The sequence below is a fragment of the Rhodanobacter sp. PCA2 genome, assembly GCF_013620825.1.
Taxonomy (GTDB): domain Bacteria; phylum Pseudomonadota; class Gammaproteobacteria; order Xanthomonadales; family Rhodanobacteraceae; genus Rhodanobacter_A.
On sequence record NZ_NJIC01000054.1, the window covers coordinates 51925 to 75338 of the forward strand.

The window sequence follows — 23414 nt, forward strand, 5'->3', positions numbered from 1 at the left end:
GGGCGAGACGGTGCGGCTGGAGAGCCCGTCCGGCCCGGTGACGGTGCGCCTGCTGGATGCGCAGCAAGTCACCGTGGACATGGGCGAACCGGTGTTCGCGCCGGCGCGGATTCCCTTCGCAGCGGAAACCGAGGCGGACCACTACGCGATCGAAGTGGCCGACTTCGCGCTGGACATCGGCGCGGCGTCGATGGGCAACCCGCACGCGGTGGTGATGGCCGACGAGCTGCCCGACGGCGCCGCGGAAACGCTGGGCCCGGCGCTCAGCACCCACGAGCGCTTCGCCGCCGGCGCGAACGCCGGCTTCGTGCGGCGGCTCGACCGCACGCATCTCGCGCTGCGCGTGCACGAGCGCGGCGCGGGCTGGACGCAGGCCTGCGGCACCGGCGCCTGCGCCGCAATGGCGGTGCTGCGCCGGCGCGGCGAGGTGGACGCAAGCGTGCAGGTGGAACTGCCCGGCGGCGCCTTGCGCATCGACTGGCCCGGTCCCGGCCATACGCTGTGGATGACCGGCCCGACCGCATTCGCGTTCGAGGGTCAGTGGCTCGCGGATTGAGCTTCGCGCATTGATCCGCGCGCGCGTCCATCGCACACTCGCCGCATGACCGGCCCGAGGAAACCGCGCATGAACGCCCCCCTGTCCGACGACGCCACCGAGGCAGGTGCCGTCGCGGCCTACCTGAAGCAGCACCCGTCCTTCCTCAGCGACTACCCCGAACTCGCGGCCCAGCTCACGGTGCCGCGCGAGCAGGGCTCGGTCGCCTCGCTGGCCGCCTACCAGCTGCAGCAGCTGCGCGAGAAGAACGCGGAGCTGGAACAGCGCCTCGCCGAGCTGGGCGCGATCGCCGCCGACAACGAACGGCTGATGGAACGCGTGCACGCGCTGAACGTGGCGCTGCTGCGCGCGAACACGCTGGAAGTGACCACGCGCACCGTGATGGCGCGGCTCAGCGAGGACTTCCACACCGAGCAGGTGCGCCTGCTGCTGTTCGGCAGCAACGCGGACCTGCCCCGTTCGGACTGGCTGCGCCAGGTCGGCGGCGGCGCCGCGGAGCTGCCCGAGCTGGCCGAGCTGCTGGAACGCCAGGAGCCCATCTCCGGCCGCCTGGCGCCGGACAAGCTGGTGCGGCTGTTCGGCGACGACGCGGCCGCGATCCGCTCGGCCGCGCTGATGCCGCTGGGCGACGCCGGCATCCTCGCGATCGGCAGCCACAACCCGGACCGCTTCCAGCCCGGCATGGGCACGCTGTTCCTGAAGATGATCGCCGCCACCGTCACCGCCGCGCTGGCGCGGGCGCGCGACCTGGCCTGAAAGCGACGCCATGACCACGCCGGCGCAACAGGTCGAGGCGTGGCTGGCCCGCCTCGCCGGCGAGCGGCAGGCCTCGCCGCACACCGTGGACGGCTACCGCCGCGACCTCGCCAAGCTGCTGGCCTGGATGGAGGCGCAGGGCATCGGCGATTTCGCCGCGCTGGAGCCGAACCGCATGCGCCTGTTCGCCGCCGCCCAGCATCGCGCCGGGCTGGCGCCGAAGAGCCTGCAGCGCCTGCTTTCCTCCTGCCGCAGCCTGTTCCGCCAGCTCAGCCGCGAAGGCGCGCTGGCGCACGATCCGCTGGCCGGCGTGCGCGGCCCCAAGGTGCACCGCAAGCTGCCGGTGGTGCTGGACGTGGACGAAGCCGCCAGCCTGGTCGAATCCGGCGACGACGGCGCGCTGGGCGTGCGCGACCGCGCGATGCTGGAGCTGTTCTATTCCTCCGGCCTGCGCCTGTCCGAACTGGTCGGCCTGCGCTGGAGCGACCTCGACATGGACGGCGGCGAAGTGCGCGTGCTGGGCAAGGGCCGCAAGACGCGCATCGTGCCGGTGGGCCGCCACGCCGTGGCCGCACTGCGCGCACTGGGCGAGGCCGAGGGCAAAGCGCCGGAATCGCCGGTGTTCCGCGGCCGCGGCGGCGCGGCCATCAGCCCGCGCACCGTGCAGGCCCGGCTGCAGAAGCTCGCGCTCGCGCACGGCTTCGCCAAGCACGTGCATCCGCACCTGCTGCGCCACACCTTCGCCAGCCACATGCTGGAATCCTCCGGCGACCTGCGCGCGGTGCAGGAGCTGCTCGGCCACGCCGACATCGCCACCACCCAGATCTACACCCACCTGGATTTCCAGCACCTCGCGAAGGTGTACGACGCGGCGCATCCCAGGGCCAAGAGAAAGTAAACGCGCTTCTTGCGTTTGCCCCTTCTCCCCTTTGGGGAGAAGGTTGGGATGAGGGGCCGGGGCTCGCGCGGGACCTGTTTGAAGCTCGCTTCGATGAGCTCCATCGCCAGCGCGGCCCCTCACCCCGGCCCTCTCCCCGGAGGGGAGAGGGGGCACACGGGTTCGCTCCGCATTGAAGCCCCGGCGGGCAGACCCCATCTGATCCGCTCAACCTCGGAGCTTTTATGGAATCCTTCCACGCCACCACCATCGTCAGCGTGCGCCGCAACGGCAGGGTCGTGATCGGCGGCGACGGCCAGGTCACCTTCGGCAACACCGTGATGAAGGCGAATGCGCGCAAGATCCGCCGGCTGGGCAAGAACGCCGACGTGCTGGCCGGCTTCGCCGGCGCCACCGCCGACGCGTTCACCCTGTTCGAGCTGTTCGAGCAGAAGCTGGACAAGCACGGCAACAACCTCACCCGCGCCGCGGTGGAGATGGCCAAGGAATGGCGCACCGACCGCCGCCTGGGCCGCCTCGAGGCGATGCTGGCGGTGGCCGACAAGGAAGCCTCGCTGCTGATCTCCGGCAACGGCGACGTGCTGGAACCCGAGCACGGCCTGATCGCGATCGGTTCCGGCGGCCCCTACGCGCAGTCCGCCGCGCTGGCGCTGATGGAAAACAGCGAGCTCGACGCGCGCGCCATCGTGGAGAAGGCGCTGAAGATCGCCGGCGACATCTGCATCTACACGAACCACAACGTGTCCATCGAGGAGCTGCAGGCGTAACGCAGCAATCGCTCCCCGGCGTCACCCCGGCGAAAGCCGGGGCCCAGCGCCTTGAAGCAAAGACCCTGGATTCCGGCTTGCGCCGGAATGACGACAAAGAACCAACCTTCCGGTGACTCCATGTCCGAACTGACCCCCCGCGAAATCGTCAACGAACTCGACCGCTACATCATCGGCCAGCACGACGCCAAGCGTGCCGTGGCGGTGGCGCTGCGCAGCCGCTGGCGGCGCATGCAGCTGGAGCCGGCGATGCGCAACGAGATCACCCCGAAGAACATCCTGATGATCGGCCCCACCGGCGTGGGCAAGACCGAGATCGCGCGCCGCCTCGCCTCGCTGGCGAACGCGCCGTTCGTGAAGGTGGAAGCGACCAAGTTCACCGAGGTGGGCTATGTGGGCAAGGACGTGGAATCGATCATCCGCGACCTCGCCGACGTCGCCTACAAGCTCACCCGCGAGCAGGCGATCAAGCGCGTGCGCAGCCAGGCCGAGGACCGCGCCGAGGACCGCATCCTCGACGCCCTGCTGCCGCGCCGGCAGGCGCCGAGCGACTGGAGCCACGACGCGCCGGCCGCGCCCGCGATCGACAGCGACACCCGCCAGAAGCTGCGCAAGCAGCTGCGCGAGGGCGCCCTCGACGAACGCGAGATCGAGCTGGATTTCGCCATGAACGTGGGCGTGGAGATCATGTCGCCGCCCGGCATGGAGGAGATGGGCGCGCAGCTGCGCCAGATGTTCCAGAACCTGGGCGGCGCCAAGACCCAGCACCGCAAGCTGGCGATCAAGCTGGCGCGTCCGCTGCTGCTCGACGAGGAAGCCGCCAAGCTGCTCAACGACGAGGAGATCCGCGCCCAGGCGGTAGAAGCCGCCGAGCAGAACGGCATCGTCTTCCTCGACGAGATCGACAAGATCGCCCAGCGCTCCGAATGGGGCGGCGCCGGCGTCAGCCGCGAGGGCGTGCAGCGCGACCTGCTGCCGCTGGTGGAAGGCTCCACCGTGTCCACCAAGTACGGCCCGCTGAAGACCGACCACATGCTGTTCATCGCCTCGGGCGCGTTCTCGCTGGCCAAGCCCTCCGACCTGATCCCGGAGCTGCAGGGCCGCCTGCCGATCCGCGTGGAGTTGAGCGCCCTGTCGGTGGACGACTTCAAGCGCATCCTGCGCGAGCCGCACAACGCGCTGACCAAGCAGTACGTGGCCCTGCTCGGCACCGAGGGCGTGAGCCTGGAGTTCACCGACACCGGCATCGACCGCCTGGCCGAGGTGGCCTACCAGGTGAACGAGCGCACCGAGAACATCGGCGCCCGCCGCCTGCACACGGTGATGGAGCGGCTGCTGGAGGAGATTTCCTATGCTGCGGCAGACAAATCCGGCGAAAAATACCTGATCGACGCCGAACAGGTAGACAAGAGCCTCGGCAACCTGATCCGCAACGAGGATCTCAGCCGCTACATCCTGTAAGGCCCGGCGGCGGGGAAAAACGGTCCCACCTGGGCACCATCGCGCCTGGGCTGGGCACTAAATACGAAAACCCGCCTTTTTGAAGATTTTTAGCTGCACGTTGAACGAAGTTTTCGGGGAACATCCTTTGAACAAGCCGGGGGAGGGCTCTCTGTTAAAATAGGCCCGCTATGGCAAAGATTCTCGAGTTCAAGACCACCGGCCTGCGGGCCCAGCTCCGCGAGGCCCAGCAACAGCAGACGATGGTGCGCCTGTGGCGCGGCGAGCTGGAACACGGCAGCTTCTGCGGCTACGTGGGCGGCGTCGGCAGCGAGTTCGTCCTGCTCTGGGTGCTCGGCGACGGCATCACCGAGGACGGCATCTACGTGATGCGGCATCGCGACATCACCGAGCTGGAATCGCCGGAACGCCACCACGTGTTCATGGCCAAGGCGCTGGCGCTCAAGGGCATCGTCCCGCAGCTGCCGCGCAGCTTCCCGCTGGATTCGATCCGCGAGGCCGTGCAGGCCGCCGGCGCGATGGCGCAGGTGATCGGCGTGCACGTGGACACCGAGGAAGAGGAAGAGGTCTGCTACATCGGCCACCTCGCCCACGTCGAGGACGACGGCTTCTACCTGCAGGAACTCAGCCCCGACGCGGAGTGGATGCGCCAGGCCTCGTTCTTCGCCTGGGACGAAGTCTCCACGCTCAGCATCGGCGACAGCTACGCCCAGGCCCTGCTCGCCGTGGCCGGCCCCGCGCCCGCGCTGGAACCCGGCGACGCCGGCATCGGCCACATGCACTGAGCCCGCGCTTCATCGACACGCCTCGACGCCCGCCGCACATCGGCGGGCGTTTTGTTTGCGCGTAATCCGTTCCCTGCGCGCAGGGTCGCCTTGGGGGGCCCTCATGAACATCCGCGCTGCGGGCAGCGGGGCGCCAAAGGTCCAACGGCAAACCGACCTGCGTCCTCGCCCCACCCGCTCCCCCAAGCTACGCTCGACGCAAACCGAACCTCTTCAGGAAGCCCCATGCCCCGCATCGTCGTCGTCGGCAGCATCAACATGGACCTGGTCACGCTCGCGCCGCGCTTTCCCGGTCCCGGCGAGACCGTGCTCGGCAGCCGCTTCTTCACCACGCATGGCGGCAAGGGCGCCAACCAGGCGGTGGCCGCCGCACGACTGGGCGCGGAGGTGAGCATGGTCGGTGCGCTGGGCCGCGACGCCTTCGGCGACCAGTTGCACGCGGGGCTGGCGCAGGAAGGCGTGGACCTCGCCCACGTGGCCCGGCTCGACGACGTGGGCAGCGGCAGCGCCTCCATCACCGTGGCCGAAGGCGACAACCAGATTATCGTGGTGCCCGCCGCCAACGCGCGCGTCACGCCGGCCCAGGTCGAAGCCGCCCACCCCGCCATTGCCTGCGCCGACGCCGTGCTGGTGCAACTGGAGATTCCGCTGGACGCGGTGGAAGCCACGCTGCGCCTCGCCCGGCGCGAAAACGTGCCAGTGATCCTCAACCCCGCGCCCGCGCAGAAGCTGCCCGCCGAGTGGCTGCAGCTCGCCAGCCTGCTCACCCCGAACCAGCACGAGCTGGCCACCATGCTGGGCGACGACGCGAACACGGACTTCCGCGAACTGATGCGCCGTGCGCCGTGCCCGGTGGTGCTCACCCGCGGCGGCGAAGGCGCGTGGTACCGCGACGACGCGCACCCCGAACCCGCACACCAGCCCGGCTTCGCCGTCGACGTGGTCGACACCACCGGCGCCGGCGACACCTTCAACGGCGCGCTCGCCGTGTTCCTCCACGAAGGCCTGCCGCAGGCCGTGCGCAAGGCCAGCGCCGCCGCTGCGCTGTCGGTGACAAAGCTGGGCGCGCAAGGCGGCATGCCCTCGGCGCGCGAGGTGGAAGCCCTGCTCGCGCGCTAGGGCTTCCGGCTACTTCCCGATGCAGAAGCGGCACTTCTGCCGCATGTCATTGATTTTCAATGTAGTGATGGCGATCCCACAACGTACTTGGACCTATTCTTGGACCCACGTACCAAGTGTGTCCCTTGGTAGCGGCGGATGGCCCATCTTGGACGCTGCCCGCTCTCCCGTTACCGATGCGATGTGTCAGCGGACAACCTGATCAAGGGGCAGTGAACCCGGCCATCGACGTCCGCCAACGTCCAATGCGCTGCAACAGGCTCATTTTCCCACCTCCTGACCCGGAACACCAAGGATGTTGCACCCTGCTTCAGCCCCAAAAAACGGGAGGCACGCAGTTCGGATTGATGGCTGCGGCAGCGGTGATGCCGGGGTGAGATGACGGCTCCTTTGGCCAGTTGGCCGATACCGATAGGAGCCTCACCATGTCACACCAAACCTCGGACATCATCACCCCGAAAGCCCTGTTGCTCGATGAGCGGCTGACACCACTGGAACGCAACGCCTGGCTGACTTTCCGTGCGCTGGCCGGCAGCGACAGCACCGTGGTTCTCAGTTACGACGCGCTGCGCGGGTACCTGCCGAGCGCGCCGGGCAGCAAGCGGGCTGCCCTTGAAACCGTCTCCAGGGCCGTGCTGTGCCTGCGGCTGTCCACGTGGATTGCGCTGGTCGAGTACCGCCGCAACCCGATGACCGGCTTCTCAATGGCCAGCCGCTACGCGGTGCGGAATCAGCCCCTTGCGTTCGACGACGCCTGCATGGAGGACGAGGACTACCTGCCCTTGCTGGAACGGGCGCTCGGCCATGCCAGTGCGACGATTCGCCAACTGGCACAGTCCATTCTCGACGAGGCTATGCGCCATCCAGACAGGTTGGGAAAGCTGCCCGCAACAATGCAAGTGCGGATCAGGCGCTTGCAACACCGGGGCGATGACCATGATCCGGGCAGTCCTGGTGGTCCTACTTCGCCTGATGCTCGCGTGCCCGAAGCCAGCAGCGACATTCCGAAACCCGTACCGGCGTCTGCGACAGCAGTACGTACTGTAAAAGAAGTATTAAAAGAAGTACGTACGTACCGCTCACCAACCGAAGAGCAGGTATCCAGGTCAGATGTGCCAGCCCGCTTCCGGCAACTGCCGCAGGATCAGCAACGGGTTCTCACCGCGCGTCTCAGGGGCTTGCCTCCGGAGCAACGCCTGGCAGTGCTGGCCGAGTGGGACGTGCGCTGCGAATCAGGTAGCGTGCACAACGCCATCGCTTACCTCTACGGGTTGATCAAGAAGGCCGTGGAAGGCGTGTTCAAGCTCTGGGCGGCGCGCAAATCCACTCCACAGCAGACACCCATGCAGGCCATCAGCAACAGCCAGCATGGCTCGCCGCCGGCCCCTTCTCCAGCGTCCAGCAACCAAGCCGCAAAACCTGCGTCGCGCGAGGTGGCGCAACGGCATCTGGAGCAGATCCGGCGCATGCTGAAGACGCCATCGCTGCCCATCGGGCAGATCATCGGATGCATGGCTGACAGCGGAATGCTGCCAACAGGCCCAGGGAACACGCATGCTGCTGCAAGGCTCGATCCGCTGGGTGCGACGTAAGGCCGATAGGGCCGTCACTGCACACCGCAGTGACGGCCCGGCAAACTGCAGCAGCAATGCGGGTTGGCGCCGCATCGCATTGATGGCTGCGCACATGACGATGCCCCGACACACTGGCCCAGCAACGACCTGCCGGTGGGTATGAACACCGGAACCCTGGCGCAGGTTCCTGCAAGCGCCGACCCGGTTTGCCGGACGGAACCAACCAGGCACACCCAGGCTCGCTCTGTGTGCCGCCCTACCCATGGGCAGAGCTTTTCTCATTCTCGGCGTGGTTCGTCCCGCCATCGTCGCAACACACATCCCCCGCTCTAGGCGCTCGTCGCTGATCGTCCGACCTCGCGCGGCCGGCCGACACCTTTTCCACACTGCACCACAGGAGGTACCCCATCCCAGCACATCGCGTTGTCGTCTCTTGCAATTCCTCCGCCCGGTCTTCCCACAGGAAGCAAGGCGGACGCCTCATTCGAGGCCACAGATGAACTGAGCACCTGGCCCTTGCCCTTCGGGGATCTCGCCTTGGCGAGTTGGCAAAAACACTGACCGTTTGCTTCTCAGTACCGACAACCGATGAAACGACACCGCGATGGACGACCTGACCTATACCCTGCGCCAACTTTGCCAGCGCAACCGTGACGGCAGCCACGCCACCCAGGCTGACCGGCAGCGGTCACTGAACCTAGCCGCCCGCCAACTGCGCGAAGCAGGCTTCCGCCAGATGCGCGCTACCTCGCTCAAGGGCAAGCACGTCGAAGCCCTGTTGCAGCGCTGGCAATCCGAAGGCCTGTCGGCCGGCACGCTGAAGAATCGCATGGCGCACCTGCGCTGGTGGGCCGAGAAGGTCGGTAAGGCAGGCATCCTCCCCGCGGACAACACCATGTTGGGCATCCCTGAACGCCGCTATGTGACCAATGAAAACAAGGCCAAGGAAATTGGCGACAGGTTGGGCAGGATCACCGACCCTCATGTCCGCATGAGCCTGCGCTTGCAAGCTGCTTTTGGTTTGCGGCGGGAAGAGTCCATCAAGTTTCAGCCCCGATATGCTGATCGTGGCGACCATATCGCCATCAAGGGAGCGTGGGCGAAGGGCGGTCGCGATCGAGCAGTTCCGATCACGACTCAGGAACAGCGTGCGGTGCTGGATGAGGCCCGTCGTCTGGCGGGCCTGGGATCTCTGATTCCATCGCACAAGACCTACATCCAGCAGCGGTATGTCTACGACGGGCAGTGCAAGGCGGCAGGGCTGAGCAACATGCATGGGCTGCGACATCGGTATGCGCAGATGCGGTATGAGGTGCTGACGGGATGGCGGGCACCGGCGGCGGGTGGTCCTGGGAAAACTCAGCTCAGTAGCAGCCAGCGAATGAGTGACCAACACGCCCGACAGCAGATCAGCCGTGAACTCGGGCATGAACGTGTGAAAGTAACGGCGATTTATCTGGGAACCTGAGGCTCATCTGTCATCTTTGGCGTTCGGCTCACCGGCTGCCAGATTTTTTACTACCTTGTCGAAGTCACTTTCAAACAGGCGATCCTGCACAATTCTGTACTTCTCAAATTCGCTTTCCGCATGCGTCTGGGCAAGTTTCGCAGAAATCTTGCCGCTGTTCTGTAGCACTTCCCGTTCATCAAATTCGAGGAAGGCGTCCAGCCGCTTGGACCAGTCTTCCATGCTCATGGGGATTTTGCGGCGAGCACGATCCTCGGCCAGTTCCAGATAGGCGTTGACGATACGGCCCAACGAATCCAACTCATCCTTGGTCAGGTAGTTCTTGGCCACGGCTACGTCGGTTTTCAGGATCTTGCCTTCGGGCGCGCTCGCCCAGGAAGTCAGCCCCATATGCGGCTTGCTGCTATCGGCCCGCTTGCGGATCAACTCAGCGGCCGTATGACCGTGGATGGCGTAATGCAGTTTGTTCTGTACTTTGGCGAAGAATGCCTTGGTGGTCGGTGCGTCCTTGTTGTAATCCACGCTGGTGGCATAGATGTCGGTGATCTTCTGGTAGAAGCGTCGCTCGCTGAGACGGATCTCGCGAATTTCCGCCAGCAGCCGCTCGAAGTAGTCCTCGCCCAGGAAGCTGCCGTTTTCCATGCGCTGACGATCCAGCACATAGCCCTTGATGGCGAACTCACGCAGGACGCCGGTCGCCCACTGGCGGAACTGCGTTGCGCGTAGGGAGTTGACCCGATAGCCGACGGAAATGATGGCGTCGAGGTTGTAGAAATCCACCGCCCGGGACACCTCCCGCTGGCCCTCCTGCTGAACTATCCGGAATTTCCGGATAGTTGCCTCAGTTACGAGCTCCTGGCTGGCAAAGATGTTCTTCAGGTGCTCGCTGACGGTGCGCACATCCACCCCGAACAGTTCGGCCATCAGCTTCTGCGACAGCCACAGGGTCTCGTCCTCGTAGCGGGCTTCGATGCTCTGCTCGCCGGCCTGGCCAGTGAAGATCAGAAACTCGGCTGTGCTGTTGCGAATCAGTTTTTTGCCATTCATACCAAGTATCTCCACGTGATCTGTACGTCGACCAGACACGCTTTAACGCCAGTGCGATAACTCTGGCCGATTACACCTGCCCACCGACCCCTTTGAATTTTTCGACGAACGCCGCGATTTTCTGGAAGACGCTTTGCTTTTTTGTCAGGTACTCCGGATTGAGCGGGCTCATCTTGGGCAGGAGGGCATTGAGTTCGGTGCCGTTCTCGCTGGCGAACTCGCGTCTCAGTGAGGTGCTGATGTATCGTCTGGCCGCCTCTGCATTCAGCGCCTCATCGCTGATCAACTCCTGAGCCTCGCGTTGCTGCTCGGCCTGGGCAAAACTGAAGAATGCCTCGATCACGCTGGCCTTGTCGCCCAGCCCATCCAGGTCGGTCTGGTTGATGAAGTCCACCACCAGGCTTTCCTTGGCACGGTTACCCAGGCTGGCGCGGATCACCCGGCGCACGTCCTCGATCAGAGCCACCTTGTCCTTGGTCTTCTTGTTCTTTTCGAAGATCAATTCCAGGATGTAGTCCAGGTTGATTTCCTGCGACTTGAGTAGATCTACCTCAAACACCACATCATCCCAGTCGATGCTGGATTTTTCTTTTTCCGCTGAGGCTTTCTCCCTGCGCAGCCAGTCGCGGATGTCGTTGTAGGTGGAGCGGTAATCCTGGATTTTTCGATCGACTGGAATATGGATCGCCTGCAATACGGCCAAATCTTCGTCGCTCAGGTAACGTTCCGCCTTGAAGTCCTCCACCGCCTGCGGGTCGCTCGTGTCAATGTCCTGCAAGGCTTTCAGGCTGGCGAATTCATCGTAGTTTTGCAGCACGTTTTCCACGCGCAGGTATTCCCCGAACAGTTTGGCAAAGGCCTTTTTGTCGGATTCCTTGACGATATTCGCCGGATCGGGAAAGCGCTGCTCCAACTCACTCACCACATCTTTGAAGCCACGTCGCGCCTCGCCCGTGACGACATCGGTGAAGCCTTCCATGTACTCGGCATAGCTTTTCTCCAGCACCACGTTCCGGGTGTTTTTGTCACCAAACAGGGTGATAGCAGCAACGGTCGGCTGCTCCAGATCGCGGAAGGTGACGACGTTACCGAAGGTCTTGGTGGCGTCAAAAATGCGGTTGGTGCGCGAATAGGCCTGGATCAGGCCGTGGTAGCGCAGGTTCTTGTCCACGAACAAGGTGTTCAGCGTGGGCGCATCGAAGCCGGTCAGAAACATTCCGACCACGATCAGCAAATCGACATCCTGCTCTTTGACGCGCTTGGCCAAGTCGCGGTAGTAATTCTGGAAACCCTTGCTGTCCACGCTGAAGCTGGTCTTGAACAGCGCGTTGTAATCGGCAACGGCCGCGCTCAGGAACTCCTTGGCGCTGCTGTCCATAGCCGAGACTTCAAAGCCTTCGTCCGCGATGTCACCCACCGCGTCCTGCTCCTCGTTGGCGGCGTACGAGAAGATGGTGGCAACCCTCAAAGGCTTGTCGCTGTCCTTCTGCAGGGTCTTGAAGGCTTGGTAGTAGAGCTTGGCCGCATCCACGCTGCTCACGGCGAACATGGCATTGAAGCCCTTGGCACCCGCTTGCAGGCGATGGGTCTTCTGCCGGAAGTTGCTCAGGATATACTGGGCTATTTCGCGGATGCGATCCGGGTGCAGCAAGGCTTGCCGGTTTTCAGCTGCACTGAGCTTCTTTTCGTCCTGTTCGCTTTCGATGGCTTTGAACTGCGGACGTACATCGTTGTAGTCCACTTTGAACTTGAGCACCTTTTCGTCGCGGATGGCATCGGTGATGACGTAGGAGTGCAGTTCCCGGCCGAACACGCTGGCGGTGGTGTCCGCGCCCAGCGCGTTTTGCGGGAAGATCGGCGTACCGGTAAAACCGAACTGGTAGAACCTCTTGAATTTCTTCTTTAGATTCTTCTGCGCCTCGCCAAATTGGCTACGGTGGCACTCGTCGAAGATGAAGACCACCTGCTTGCCGTAGATCGGCAGGTCGTTTTCGCTCTTCATCAGGTTATTGAGCTTCTGGATGGTCGTGACAATGATCTTGTTGTCGTTCTTGTCCAGGTTGCGCTTCAGGCCCGCCGTGCTGTCCGAGCCGTTCACGCTGTCGGGCGAAAAGCGCTGGTATTCCTTCATGGTCTGATAATCCAGATCCTTGCGGTCCACCACGAAGAACACCTTGTCAATGAACTCCAGCTCCGTCGCCAGACGCGCGGCCTTGAAGCTGGTCAGGGTCTTGCCCGATCCCGTCGTGTGCCAGACGTAGCCGCTGCCCTCGGTGCTGTTCCAGTGCTTGCCCTGATAGGCACCCTTGATCTTCCACAAGATGCGCTCGGTCGCGGCAATCTGGTAGGGGCGCATCACCAGCAGGGCATTGCCGACGTCGAACACCGAATAGGTCAGCAGAACATTCAACAAGGTGCGCTTCTGGAAGAAGGTGGCGGTGAAATCCTTCAAGTCTTTGATCGGGCTGTTGTCGGCCTGCGCCCAATTCATGGTGAAGTCGAAGCTGTTCTTGTTGCGCTGCGTGGTGTTGGCGAAGTAGCGCGTGTCGGTGCCATTGGAGATGACGAACAGCTGCAAATATCTGAACAGGGAATACTCGCTGTTGAAGCTCTCTTTACTGTAGCGATGCACCTGATTGAAGGCTTCGCGGATAGCCACGCCGCGCTTTTTCAGCTCTACCTGCACCAGCGGCAGGCCGTTGACCAGCACCGTTACGTCATAGCGGTTGGCATGGCTGCCGGTTTGCTCGAACTGCTTGATCACCTGCACCTTGTTGCGGGCGATGTTCTTCTTGTCGAGCAGGTAGATGTTCTGGATACGTCCGTCGTCGAACACGAAGTCATGGATGTAATCGTCATGAATCTTTCGGGTTTTCTCGACGATGCCATCGCTGGGCTTATCCAGCCAGGTTTCCACGAAGCGCGCCCATTCGCCGTCTGCAAACTGGACGCTGTTTAGCGTTTGCAATTGCTCACGAACATTGGCCAGCAAGCCTTTCTGTGTTTTCAGGCCGGGCAGATATTCATAACCCTGATCGACCAGATCCCGGATGAACTCGCGCTCCAGGTCGCCTTCGCTTTGGTAGCTTTCGGCAACCTTCCACTCCTTGACGTACCTGTCGAGGACGATGAATTTGTTCGATTCGGCGATGGCCTTACTGTACTCAAGCATTTTGCTCTTCCTGTTGCCAGTAGCGGTGGCTGCTCTTCAAGTGGTCGAGCAACAGTTTGACCATCGCTTTCTCTGCGGGCGTTGGCTCGGCGACAGCTTCATTCGATAGCGTGCTGTGACTGGTGAAATTGATGACTCTGCTCAAATAAAGCTGTTTGTCATCAGGCAACAGCTCGGACCACTTTGGGTGGCCGAGAAAGCTAGCTGTTTTCTCGTAGAGGTTGCGCAACAAAGTGAAATGAAACCGTTCAACCTTGTTGTCGGAAATCGCCTGCTCAATGGTTTGCTTCAGGTGAAGATGGTAGGAAAAGCTCTTGTTAGAGTCGCCCTGTTTTTCAGTGAGGGTAAAGCTGCCATCTTCAAACCGCTCCAGCATATAGCAGGTCTTGCCATTCAGTTCATTGAAAAGTACGTTGTAAAACAGCGGGCTGTGCGTCGAGACGATGAACCTCAGATTAGACTGACTTGATTTGATCAGGCTGGCCAGATTGACTGCCAACTCAATCAAGTGGTTTTCATCGAGAGAGCTGACCGGGTCGTCAATAAACACATACTCCAGTTGATCAAAAGCGCTGGTCTCACGCTCTCCCGGCTCGGCGACATTGAGGATCGTCACAGCCTGATCCAGCAGAGTGTAGAAAATACTCCAGATGAAGTTGCTTTCTTCGCCTTTGGAAAGCTTGATATGAGGGGAGTCCCCCTCGTTACCGCGCTCCAAGGAGAAGGTGATTTCGGAAAAATCGGTGCTAAAATGCGGCGTTAGCTTGTCGCTTGCATAACGCTGGAAATAGTGGATGATATTTCCATCTTGACCCAGGTCCTTGAGTAGCGTAAGCAGCCAGATGGTATAAGAATTGGGCTGAATCTTCAGTTTGTACTTGGTATCACCCGCCAGGTCGTTATCCCAATAAAATAGGTCCTCGGTGAAAGCGTTGTAATACAGGATTTTGTTTCGTGATAACTCAGGCGCATCGACTTCCTCATCGCCCTCTTCGCCATTGGCTTTGGGCGCAATCAGTTGCTTGAATTCGCGCGACAGGCGCGTCTTGCCCGTGCCATTGAAGGCATAGACCAGCTGCACTTTCTTGTTGGCGTCTGTCAGCTGCTGGGCGATTTCGGTCAGCGTCTTGCCCATGTCATGCCCCTACCACTTCCGGCTTGGGGAAACTCAGCAGCAGGCCGCGGTAATACTCGTATTGTTTCTGACGCAATTCGATCTCTCGGGGCAGGCCTTCGTTGATGGAGTTGGTGAGGACATCAAATTTGTCGAGGATGGCGACAATGCGTGCTTGTTCGGCGAGGGACTTTTCAGGGTCGTCCGCATAAGGAAGAGGGAGCTTGAAACCTTTAATGATGCTTGAGTTCAGATCGCCTCTAGCACCTTGGCCTAGCGCCTTGATGTTTTCATAATTAAAACTTACCCAGTGAAATACATAGCGGTACAACGCCTTTTTGCTGTCAATCTCTAGGCAGCCGCAGTGCTGATTGGTGGTTAGCGGCACCTTGTTAATCGCAGATCTACCTGCGGTTGCACCAGATATTGCAACGATTACGCAGTTCTCCGGGATCCACTTCGCTGCCGAACTGTCTAGCGCCGCCTGAGTAATTTTTACTTCGGTACTCTCAATATCTGAAAACTTGACCTCTTGGGTTCTTAGCCATGGAATGTCACCGCCTTCGTAATACTCTGGCGCACCTGCTTTTGGCGTTCCGCCTGAGTACCACTTCTTGGTTACATCCCCCAACGTCTTCCACTCCACTTCCCCGTCTTCAAAACTCAACAACTGGTCGCGGTAGTGGTTGTATTGTTTTTTTCGGGCGGTCAGCTCGGTGGTCAGCTCGGTGGTCAGCTCGGTGAAGGCGTCCAGAATGCGGACGATTTCTGTTTGGATTTCAAGCGATTTTTCAGGGTTTTCAGGGCAAGGGATGGGAATCTTGAAATCCTTTACCTTTGCATCTGAAATAGCGGGATATGCAGATCCACTTTGATTTTCTTCAACATATGCCTTGAAATCAGAAGATGCGATCCAATGCAAAATCCATTTAGGCGATACTTCTGCTTTCTTGGCGCGTAAAACGCAGTAACCGGTGCTGGCAACTTCGCCAGCGTAATCATCAGTAATTAAGCAATAGCGCAGTTGAGCCGGACGCGTCGTTGCAAAAATAACATCATCCTTTTCAACAAGCTTTTGCGCGCGGCTTGGTGCGTTGCTGTGCGTTATTTCTGATGTCTCGACTATTGTCTTCGTTTCAATGCTTACAGAGGTGAGGTCAATATATCGGTAGGTACGGCTCGCATCGCGCCACTTAATATTAGCTGTAGGCAACGTTACTTCCCCAAGCGCTTTCCACTCGACCGCAGCGTTATCCAGAATTTTGTCCAAGAAGTCCATGCTACTCATGCCTCAAGTTCCTCGCCTTCAATTTCTGCGACGACGGCATCAATTTCTTTTCTAAGCTGGTCGATCTTGGCGACGGTGATTTTTAGCTCGGCATTGAGCTGGGCAATATCCACCATTTCGCGGTTATCTTTGGCTTCGACATAGTTACTGACGGACAGGTTGTATTCTTTGGAAACCACTTCCTCGAACGATGCTGACTTAGCAACCTGATCGACGTTCTTCTTGCTGTCAAACATCGACATGATTTGCTCGATGTGCGAGTCCAGCAGCACGTTGTTGTTGGTTTCTTTCTTGCACAGGCCGCTGGCGTCGATGAACTGGGTGGTGGTGTCGGCCTTGTGTTTTGAGAGCACCAGAATGTTCACGGCAATGGTGGTGCCGAAGAACAGATTTGGCGCGAGCGAAATGACGCTCTCGACATAATTGTTGTCCACCAGGTATTTGCGGATTTTCTGCTCCGCCCCGCCCCGATAGAAGATGCCGGGGAAGCAGACGATGGCGGCGCGACCCTTGGCCGAAAGGTAGTGCAGCGCATGCAGCACGAAGGCGAAGTCGGCCTTGGACTTGGGCGCCAGCACGCCGGCCGGGGCAAAGCGGTCGTCGTTGATCAGGGTGGGGTCGTCGCTGCCGATCCATTTCACCGAGTACGGCGGGTTGGAGACGATGGCATCAAAGGGTTTCTCGTCGCCGAAATGCGGGTTCCGCAGCGTATCGCCCAACTGGATGTTGAACTTGTCGTAGTTGATGTTGTGCAGGAACATATTCATCCGCGCCAGGTTGTACGTGGTGTGGTTGATTTCCTGACCGTAGAACCCGTCTTCGATGATGTGTTCGTCGAACTGCTTCTTGGCCTGCAACAGCAGCGAGCCGGAGCCGCAGGCCGGGTCGTAGATCTTGTTGACGCTGACTTGCTTGTGCATGGCCAGCCGCGCGATCAGCTTGGATACATTCTGCGGGGTGAAGAACTCGCCGCCAGATTTGCCGGCGTTGGCTGCGTAGTTTGAGATGAGGAACTCGTAGGCATCGCCGAATAAGTCGATGTGGTTGCCTTCAAAGTCGCCGAAGTCGAGTTCGGCTACACGTTTGAGCACGGCGGCCAAGCGGCTATTTTTGTCGGCCACGGTGTTGCCGAGGCGGTTGCTGGTGGTATCGAAGTCGGCAAACAGGCCTTTGATATCACGTTCTGATGGATAACCATTGGCAGAGCTTTCAACGGCGGCAAAGATGCGCGCCAAGTCTGTGTTCAGGCTTTCGTTGGTGTTGGCACTGGCGGCCACGTTGACGAACAACTGGCTGGGGTAGATGAAGTAGCCCTTGGTCTTGATGGCGTCGTCCTTGATGTCCGAAGTGATGACGCTATCGGGCAACTTGGAGTATTGGATGCTATCGTCGTCAGCCTCGATGTAATTGGCGAAGTTCTCACTGATGAAGCGATAGAACAGCGTGCCGAGAACGTATTGCTTGAAATCCCAGCCATCGACTGCGCCGCGGACATCGTTGGCGATTTTCCATATCTGGCTTCGCAGGATGGCGCGTTGTTCGGTGCTGGTCATATATAGTTTTTCCTGTTTCAATTTTTTGGTTTGGCTCAAGCATGAGACTTGAACCAAGGAAATGGAGTATTGTCTTTACAGGCAATGCACGTAGCGATTTCTTGCCGAGTAGTTGGCCTTCCTGGCGCATCGGCTGGCTCTCTTGGTGTCCACGCTCGTCAGTCCAGCACAACCAGAAATTCAGTTGCCAGAGCGGTCGGCTGAACATCCCGAACATTGCGCTGTAGCGACACCAAGCCGTAATCGGCCATCATCCGCAGGGTGCGCGACAGGTTCGGCACCTTGCGGCCGCTGAGTTCGGCCAGTTCGGTCAGGGACTTGGGTTGCTTGTCATGGATCAGGCGCAGCAGGCGGCGGTTGTCGTCCGACAGCACTGCGGCCAGTGATGCCAGGGACGGAAACCAAATACTGGGCGTTTCGCTTCCCTTCGGTGGCGAACCTTCTGGCTGTCGGATACCCACAATGCAGCGCTTCATGATCGCAAATCCAATGACACGTTGATTTAAAATTATATCAGTATCTGATAATCATCGTCGATCATACATGGCTGCTACAAAGGAAAAGGCCGAGACAAGGGAATGGCAACCAAGGGGCAACGGCCCTACCCAAAAAGGGAAAAGGCCCCCAGCGCCCGGATGGACTCACACCACCAGGTTCCTCGACGGTGCCAACCCGTCGATGTAGTCCGACCACGCCTGCAACATCTCCCGCCGCTGCTCGGCGTACTCCGCCCGGTTGTAGACCCCGCGCACGCCGCCGATGGTGTGGTTCAGCGCCTTTTCCACCACATCCGAAGGCCAGCCCTGTTCGTGCAGCAACGTCGATGCGGTACGTCGCAGGTCATGGATGGTGAAGGCGGGGATCTCCTGCCCCTGCAATGACACCTTCAGCGCCTGGTTCAGCGCATTGTTGGCGAAGGGCTTGGCCAGGGTGCCACGCCCCGGCAGCACCCAGTCGCTGCTGCTGGCGAGCAGCTTGAGTTCCTTGAACAGCGTCTGCGCCTGGGTGGACAGGTAGACGATGTGCGGCTTGCCAGTCTTGGAGTTTTCGACCGGGATGTGCCATTCGCCTTCGTCCAGATGCACGTCCTTCCACTGCGCCAGCATCAGCTCGGACTTGCGTACCAGAGTCATCAGGATCAACTGGAAGGCGATCTTGAACTGGCGGCGGATGTTGGAGGTTTGCATGGCGCGCAGGAACTGCCGGATTTCGTCCGGCGTCAGCGCCCGGTCACGGGCGGTGGCGCGGTAGACGTGCCGCATCGGCAGGGCCATGACCGGGTTGGCCTGGATCAGGCCGCAGGTCAGCGCGTAATCGAACATGCGCTTGAGCAGGCCACGGACCTGGCCGGCGGCGGCGTCGAAGCCTTGCGCCTTCTTGCGCCAGATGACGCTGCGCACGTCTTCGGCGGTGACGTCCCGGACCGGCTTGCTGCCGATGTGCGGCAGGACATCCTTCTCCAGGTAGCGCCGGGGCATGGTCAGGTTCTTGCGGTCGCGCGACTGAATGTCCTTAAAGAAGCGTTCGGCGAAGTCGGCCACGGTGGCGTCTTCTGCTCCGGCCACCTTCTCCTGCTGCTTTTTCTTTGCCGGCGACTTCCCCATCGCCACCTGATGGGCTGCCTCGTCCCGCTTCAGGCGCGCATTCTTCAGCGTCAACGCGGGGTATTTGCCCAGCGTCAGCTTCTCGTACTTGCCGTTTAGCCGGTAGCGGTAGCGCCAGACGACGCCCCCGGTCGGGAAGACCTCCACATACAGCCCCCGGTCGTCGGTGACCGTATAGGTCTTGTCCCTGGGCTTGAGTGCCTTGAGCGCGGTGTCGGTCAGTGCCATCTCATCCTCCGTATGTCCAAGCAGAAGGATGAAAGACAAGAATCCAGCTACTTGGAACCAAACTTGGACATAAAACGAGTGGCTTTGACTGTATCACCGAATCATTCAGAAGACGAAAATTCCTTTGTTTACGCGGTTTAACGCCACACCGTCAGACGTCATTGGATGTCCATGGACACAACCTCACTTCCCGATGCAGAATGAGCCGAAGATCGCGCCCAGCAAATCGTCGCTGGTATAGCTGCCGGTGATCTCGCCCAGCGCGTGCTGGGCCTGGCGCAGTTCCTCGGCGGCGAGTTCGCCGGCACGCGTGCTGGCGAGGGCGTGGGCGGTGCGGTCCAGGTGTTCGCCCACCGTTTCGAGCGCCAGCACGTGGCGGCGGCGTGCGCTGAAGGCGCCTTCGCCGCTGCCGGCGCCGGCGCCGGCGAGTTGCTTGAGGTATTCGCGCAAGGCGTCGAGCCCATCGCCGGTTTTCGCCGAGGCCCACAGCCAGCGGATGCCGTCGCGGGTTTCCGCATGCGCTGTGGTGCAGGCGAGATCGATCTTGTTGACCAGCACCACGCGTTCGGCGCCGGCGGGCAGGGCGTCGAACAGGGCGAGGTCGGCGGCGGCATGTTCCTCGTCGGTGACCAGCACGGCGGCATCGGCGCGCGCCAGTTCGCCGTGGGCGCGGCGCACGCCTTCGCGTTCGACTTCGTCCTCGGTGTCGCGCAGGCCGGCGGTGTCGGCGAGTTCCAGCGCCACGCCATCGAGCGCCACGCTTTCGCGCAGCACGTCGCGGGTGGTGCCGGCGATGGCGGTGACGATGGCGCGCTCGCTGCCGGCCAGCGCGTTGAGCAGGCTGGACTTGCCCGCGTTGGGCCGGCCCACGATGGCCACGCGTAGGCCGTCGTTGAGGCGCAGGCCGCGTTGCGCTTCGCGCAGCAGTCCGGCGAGTTCCGCGCGCAGGCTGTCGAGTTGCCGTGCGATGGCGGGATCGGCGAGGAAATCGATCTCCTCCTCGGGAAAATCGATCGCGGCCTCGATGTGCACGCGCAGTGCGATCAGCGCCTGCAGCAATGCGTCGATACGCTGCGAGAACACGCCTTCCATCGAGCGCAGCGCGGCGCGCGCGCCGGCCTGCGAGCGCGCGGCGATCAGGTCGGCCACGGCCTCGGCCTGGGCCAGGTCCAGCTTGCCGTTGAGGAAGGCGCGTTCGGTGAATTCGCCTGGACGCGCCAGCCGCGCGCCGAGTTCGCAGACGCGGCGCAGCAGCGCATCGAGCAGCACCGCGCTGCCGTGACCCTGCAGTTCCAGCACGTGTTCGCCGGTGTAGGAGGCCGGCGCAGGGAAGTGCAGCAGCAGGCCATGATCGATGGCCTCGCCATCTGCATCGCGGAAGCTGGCGAAGTGTGCATGGCGCGGCTGCGGCGCGCGACCCAGCAGGGCTTGCGCGATCGCCGGCACCTGCGGCCCCGACACGCGCAGCACGCCCACGCCGGCGGCGCCGGGCGCGCTGGCAATGGCGGCGATGGTGTCGGCGGCGTGGGTCATGGCGGGAGCGTAAACGAAGACGGCCGCGGCGGTTGCCCGGCGCGGCCGTCCGCTGGATTTCAGCGACCAGCGAGGGTTGCAGGCATCAACTCTTCGCCGCCACCGCGTCCTCGCGGTCCACGTGATGGGTGATCCACCATTGCTGGCCGAGGCCCACCAGGCCGTTCACCGCGTAGTACAGGCACAGGCCAGCAGGGAAGAACGCGAACATCACGGTGAACAGCAGCGGCATCACCTTCATCATCTTCGCCTGCGTGGGGTCCATGCCCACCGCGGGATTCAGCCACTGCGTGCCCAGCATCACCGCCGCGTAGATCACCGGCAGGATGTAGTAGGGATCGGGCGCGCTGAGGTCGGGAATCCACAGGAACGACGCCTGGCGCAGTTCCAGCGAGTACTGCAGCACGTAGAACAGGCCGTAGAACACCGGCAGGGTGATCAGCACCGGCAGGCAGCCGGCCATCGGGTTCACCTTTTCCTTCTTGTACAGCTCCATCTGCGCCTGCTGCAGCTTCACCTTGTCGTCGCCGTAGCGCTCCTTCAGCGCCTGCACGCGCGGCATCAGCTTGCGCATCCTGGCGCTGGAGTGGTACTGCATCGCGGTGAGCTTCCACGTGACGCCCTTGATCAGCAGCACCAGCAGGATGATCGCGATGCCCCAGTTCTTCGCGATGGAGTGGAAGAACGACAGGATGCCGTGCATCGGCACGGCGATCGCCTTGAACATGCCGTAGTCGATGGTGAGATCCAGCCCGGGCGCCACCGCGTCCAGCTTGCCCTGCACGTTGGGCCCCACGTAGAGGCGCGAGGTGGCGTCCACGCTCTGCCCCGGCGCCACGCTCAGCGTGGGCCCGATCGCGCGGATCAGGTAGCGCGGATGGGCGCTGCCCGGGTTCACCGTGTCTGTGGCGTAGTGCGCGGTCTCGCCGGCCGGTGGAATCCACGTGGCGAAGAAGTACAGCCTGAGCATGGCCGCCCAGCCGCCCTTGAACGAGGCGTCCAGCTTGTCCTTGGGCTCGGCGAAGTCCTTGAACTGCAGCTTCTCGAACTTCTCGCCGGTGTACCACGCCGCGCCCTGGAAGCTGTGCGTCTCCGGGTTGGACATGTTGGTGAGCCAGTTGCCGGTGTGCGGCGGCTCGGTGCGCAGCAGCTGGGTGTAGGCATTGCCCTGCCACGCCGCGCTGCCGCCGTTGTCGATCTTCTGGTCCAGCGCAACCACATAGCTGCCGCGGGTGAAGCGGTAGATCTTGGTGACCTTGAGGCCCTTGGCGTCCTGCCAGGTCAGCGGCACGTCCAGCTCGTTCTGGCCGGGCGCCAGCGTGTAGGCGTTCTGCGCCGCCTGGAACAGGGCGAGGTGGTTGGGCTGGTCCGCCGCCGCCGGATCGCTGCTGCTCACCAGGCCGTTCTGCGCCACGAAGTAATGGGTGTCGCTGTTGTCCAGCAAGGTGACCGGCGCGGGGTCCGGATCCTTGCGCGTGCGCGGCGCCACCGGGTAGGCCAGCAGCCGGGCCTGCACCAGGCTGCCGCCGCGGGTGTCGATGGTGAGCTGCAGCACGTCGGTGGTGACCGTGACCAGCGGGGCGGCGGCCTCGCTCGGGGCGGCGTTCGCGTTGCTGATCGCCGGCGTGCCGGCGCCCTGGGCATTCGGCACGCCGGGCGTGCTCGCCGCACCCGCGGCGCTGCTGCTGGCGACCGGCGCCGGTGGCGGCGGCGTCATGTAGTCCTTCTCCCAGGCCATGAACAGGAAGTAGGCCACGGCAAGCAGGGCGAACAGGAGGAAGTTGCGTGTTTGGTTCATCGGGTCACGGGTCCGGACGACGCCACGCGGCACGCGGCCACAGGGGAGGGTGAGAGGTCAACGCACGATTGTGGCGGCGGCATGCATCGGCATCAATGGTGCAGGCGTCATGCGCGGGCGGGTGACGGCAGCGGGGGCAGCGCCGCGAGCCGCTGCCACAGCGCGGCGGCCTCGGCCAGCAGCTCCGCGCCGGGCAGGCCGGCGGCCTGCTCGCGCGCCATCACCACCACGTCCACCGGCGGCAGTTGGTCGCGGACCCGGCGGAACGATTCGCGCAGCAGGCGCTTCAGGCGGTTGCGCTCCACCGCGCGCTTGGACACCCGCTTGGAGATCGCCAGGCCGAGCCGGGCGTGCCCCAGGCCGTTGGGCCGGTAGCGCACATGAAAACAGCGGCCGCCAAGGCGGCCGCTGCTCGTGCGCAACGCGGCGAAGTCGCCGGCCAGACGCAGCCGCAGTTCGCGCGGCAGTCCGGCGGTGTTCATGGCGACCGCGCGGCTTACGGGATCAGGCGCTTGCGGCCCTTGGCACGGCGGGCGTTGAGGATTTTGCGACCGTCGGCGGTGGCCATGCGGGCACGGAACCCGTGGGTACGCGCGCGCTTGAGCTTGCTGGGCTGGAAGGTCCGCTTCATGGCTTGCTCCGAAGGGAATGTGGATAAAAAGGTTGGAAATTATGCGGGGCGGCCCGCGTACT

General features: G+C 62.3%; 20 protein-coding genes. 9 read left to right on the forward strand and 11 right to left on the reverse strand.

What is annotated here, in order from left to right:
- The 9 genes from dapF to PCA_RS16930 all read left to right on the forward strand — a co-directional run.
- The coding region (gene dapF, locus PCA_RS16890; protein WP_255436941.1) for a diaminopimelate epimerase at positions 1 to 556 on the forward strand (556 nt) is incomplete at its 5' end.
- Positions 557 to 625: 69 nt separating this feature from the next.
- Positions 626 to 1312 carry a DUF484 family protein gene (locus tag PCA_RS16895; RefSeq protein ID WP_181303784.1) on the forward strand — a complete coding sequence of 229 codons (687 nt, stop codon included), beginning with the start codon at positions 626 to 628 and terminating at the stop codon, positions 1310 to 1312.
- Positions 1313 to 1322: 10 nt separating this feature from the next.
- Positions 1323 to 2210, forward strand: a complete 888-nt coding sequence (gene xerC, locus PCA_RS16900) for a tyrosine recombinase XerC (protein WP_181303785.1) — start codon at positions 1323 to 1325, stop codon at positions 2208 to 2210.
- A 224-nt stretch (positions 2211 to 2434) separates the two neighbouring features.
- Complete coding sequence (gene hslV / locus PCA_RS16905; protein ID WP_181303786.1) at positions 2435 to 2977, forward strand: ATP-dependent protease subunit HslV; 543 nt, start codon at positions 2435 to 2437, stop codon at positions 2975 to 2977.
- A gap of 120 nt (positions 2978 to 3097) precedes the next feature.
- The gene (gene hslU, locus PCA_RS16910; protein WP_181303787.1) at positions 3098 to 4438 is read left to right on the forward strand and encodes an ATP-dependent protease ATPase subunit HslU; all 1341 of its coding nucleotides are present in this window, start codon (positions 3098 to 3100) and stop codon (positions 4436 to 4438) included.
- A gap of 170 nt (positions 4439 to 4608) precedes the next feature.
- Positions 4609 to 5223 carry a hypothetical protein gene (locus PCA_RS16915; RefSeq protein ID WP_181303788.1) on the forward strand — a complete coding sequence of 205 codons (615 nt, stop codon included), beginning with the start codon at positions 4609 to 4611 and terminating at the stop codon, positions 5221 to 5223.
- 225 nt (positions 5224 to 5448) lie between these two features.
- Positions 5449 to 6342, forward strand: coding sequence for a ribokinase (gene rbsK / locus PCA_RS16920; protein ID WP_181303789.1), 894 nt, complete (start codon positions 5449 to 5451; stop codon positions 6340 to 6342).
- A gap of 425 nt (positions 6343 to 6767) precedes the next feature.
- Positions 6768 to 7934 (forward strand): STY4528 family pathogenicity island replication protein, encoded by a 1167-nt coding sequence (locus tag PCA_RS16925; protein ID WP_181303790.1) that lies wholly within the window; start codon positions 6768 to 6770, stop codon positions 7932 to 7934.
- Positions 7935 to 8520: 586 nt separating this feature from the next.
- A complete protein-coding gene (locus PCA_RS16930) occupies positions 8521 to 9384 on the forward strand; it encodes a phage integrase N-terminal domain-containing protein (RefSeq protein ID WP_181303791.1) in 864 nt (287 codons plus the stop codon).
- A gap of 3 nt (positions 9385 to 9387) precedes the next feature.
- Here the strand turns inward: PCA_RS16930 and PCA_RS16935 are convergent, their stop codons facing one another.
- From PCA_RS16935 to rpmH, 11 genes are all read right to left on the reverse strand, one after another.
- A complete protein-coding gene (locus PCA_RS16935) occupies positions 9388 to 10431 on the reverse strand; it encodes a virulence RhuM family protein (RefSeq protein WP_181303792.1) in 1044 nt (347 codons plus the stop codon).
- A gap of 70 nt (positions 10432 to 10501) precedes the next feature.
- On the reverse strand, positions 10502 to 13603 hold the full coding sequence (locus PCA_RS16940; RefSeq protein WP_181303793.1) for a type I restriction endonuclease subunit R: 3102 nt from the start codon (positions 13601 to 13603) through the stop codon (positions 10502 to 10504).
- On the reverse strand, positions 13596 to 14738 hold the full coding sequence (locus PCA_RS16945; RefSeq protein ID WP_181303794.1) for an AAA family ATPase: 1143 nt from the start codon (positions 14736 to 14738) through the stop codon (positions 13596 to 13598). The genes PCA_RS16940 and PCA_RS16945 overlap by 8 nt, the downstream gene beginning before the upstream one ends.
- Position 14739: 1 nt before the next feature.
- Complete coding sequence (locus tag PCA_RS16950; RefSeq protein WP_181303795.1) at positions 14740 to 16005, reverse strand: restriction endonuclease subunit S; 1266 nt, start codon at positions 16003 to 16005, stop codon at positions 14740 to 14742.
- Positions 16002 to 17558, reverse strand: a complete 1557-nt coding sequence (locus PCA_RS16955) for a type I restriction-modification system subunit M (protein WP_181303796.1) — start codon at positions 17556 to 17558, stop codon at positions 16002 to 16004. The genes PCA_RS16950 and PCA_RS16955 overlap by 4 nt, the downstream gene beginning before the upstream one ends.
- 158 nt (positions 17559 to 17716) lie before the next feature.
- Positions 17717 to 18034, reverse strand: a complete 318-nt coding sequence (locus tag PCA_RS16960; protein WP_043679151.1) for a helix-turn-helix domain-containing protein — start codon at positions 18032 to 18034, stop codon at positions 17717 to 17719.
- Positions 18035 to 18199: 165 nt separating this feature from the next.
- On the reverse strand, positions 18200 to 19390 hold the full coding sequence (locus PCA_RS16965) for a tyrosine-type recombinase/integrase (RefSeq protein ID WP_181303797.1): 1191 nt from the start codon (positions 19388 to 19390) through the stop codon (positions 18200 to 18202).
- A gap of 183 nt (positions 19391 to 19573) precedes the next feature.
- Positions 19574 to 20923: a tRNA uridine-5-carboxymethylaminomethyl(34) synthesis GTPase MnmE gene (gene mnmE / locus PCA_RS16970; RefSeq protein ID WP_181303798.1), complete on the reverse strand. Its 1350-nt coding sequence runs from the start codon at positions 20921 to 20923 to the stop codon at positions 19574 to 19576.
- A gap of 85 nt (positions 20924 to 21008) precedes the next feature.
- Positions 21009 to 22721, reverse strand: coding sequence for a membrane protein insertase YidC (yidC, locus tag PCA_RS16975; RefSeq protein WP_181303799.1), 1713 nt, complete (start codon positions 22719 to 22721; stop codon positions 21009 to 21011).
- 107 nt (positions 22722 to 22828) lie between these two features.
- Entirely contained in the window at positions 22829 to 23203 is a 375-nt protein-coding gene (gene rnpA / locus PCA_RS16980) for a ribonuclease P protein component (protein ID WP_181303800.1), read from the reverse strand.
- A gap of 14 nt (positions 23204 to 23217) precedes the next feature.
- Positions 23218 to 23352: a 50S ribosomal protein L34 gene (rpmH, locus tag PCA_RS16985; RefSeq protein WP_008211413.1), complete on the reverse strand. Its 135-nt coding sequence runs from the start codon at positions 23350 to 23352 to the stop codon at positions 23218 to 23220.
- Positions 23353 to 23414 lie beyond the last annotated feature (62 nt).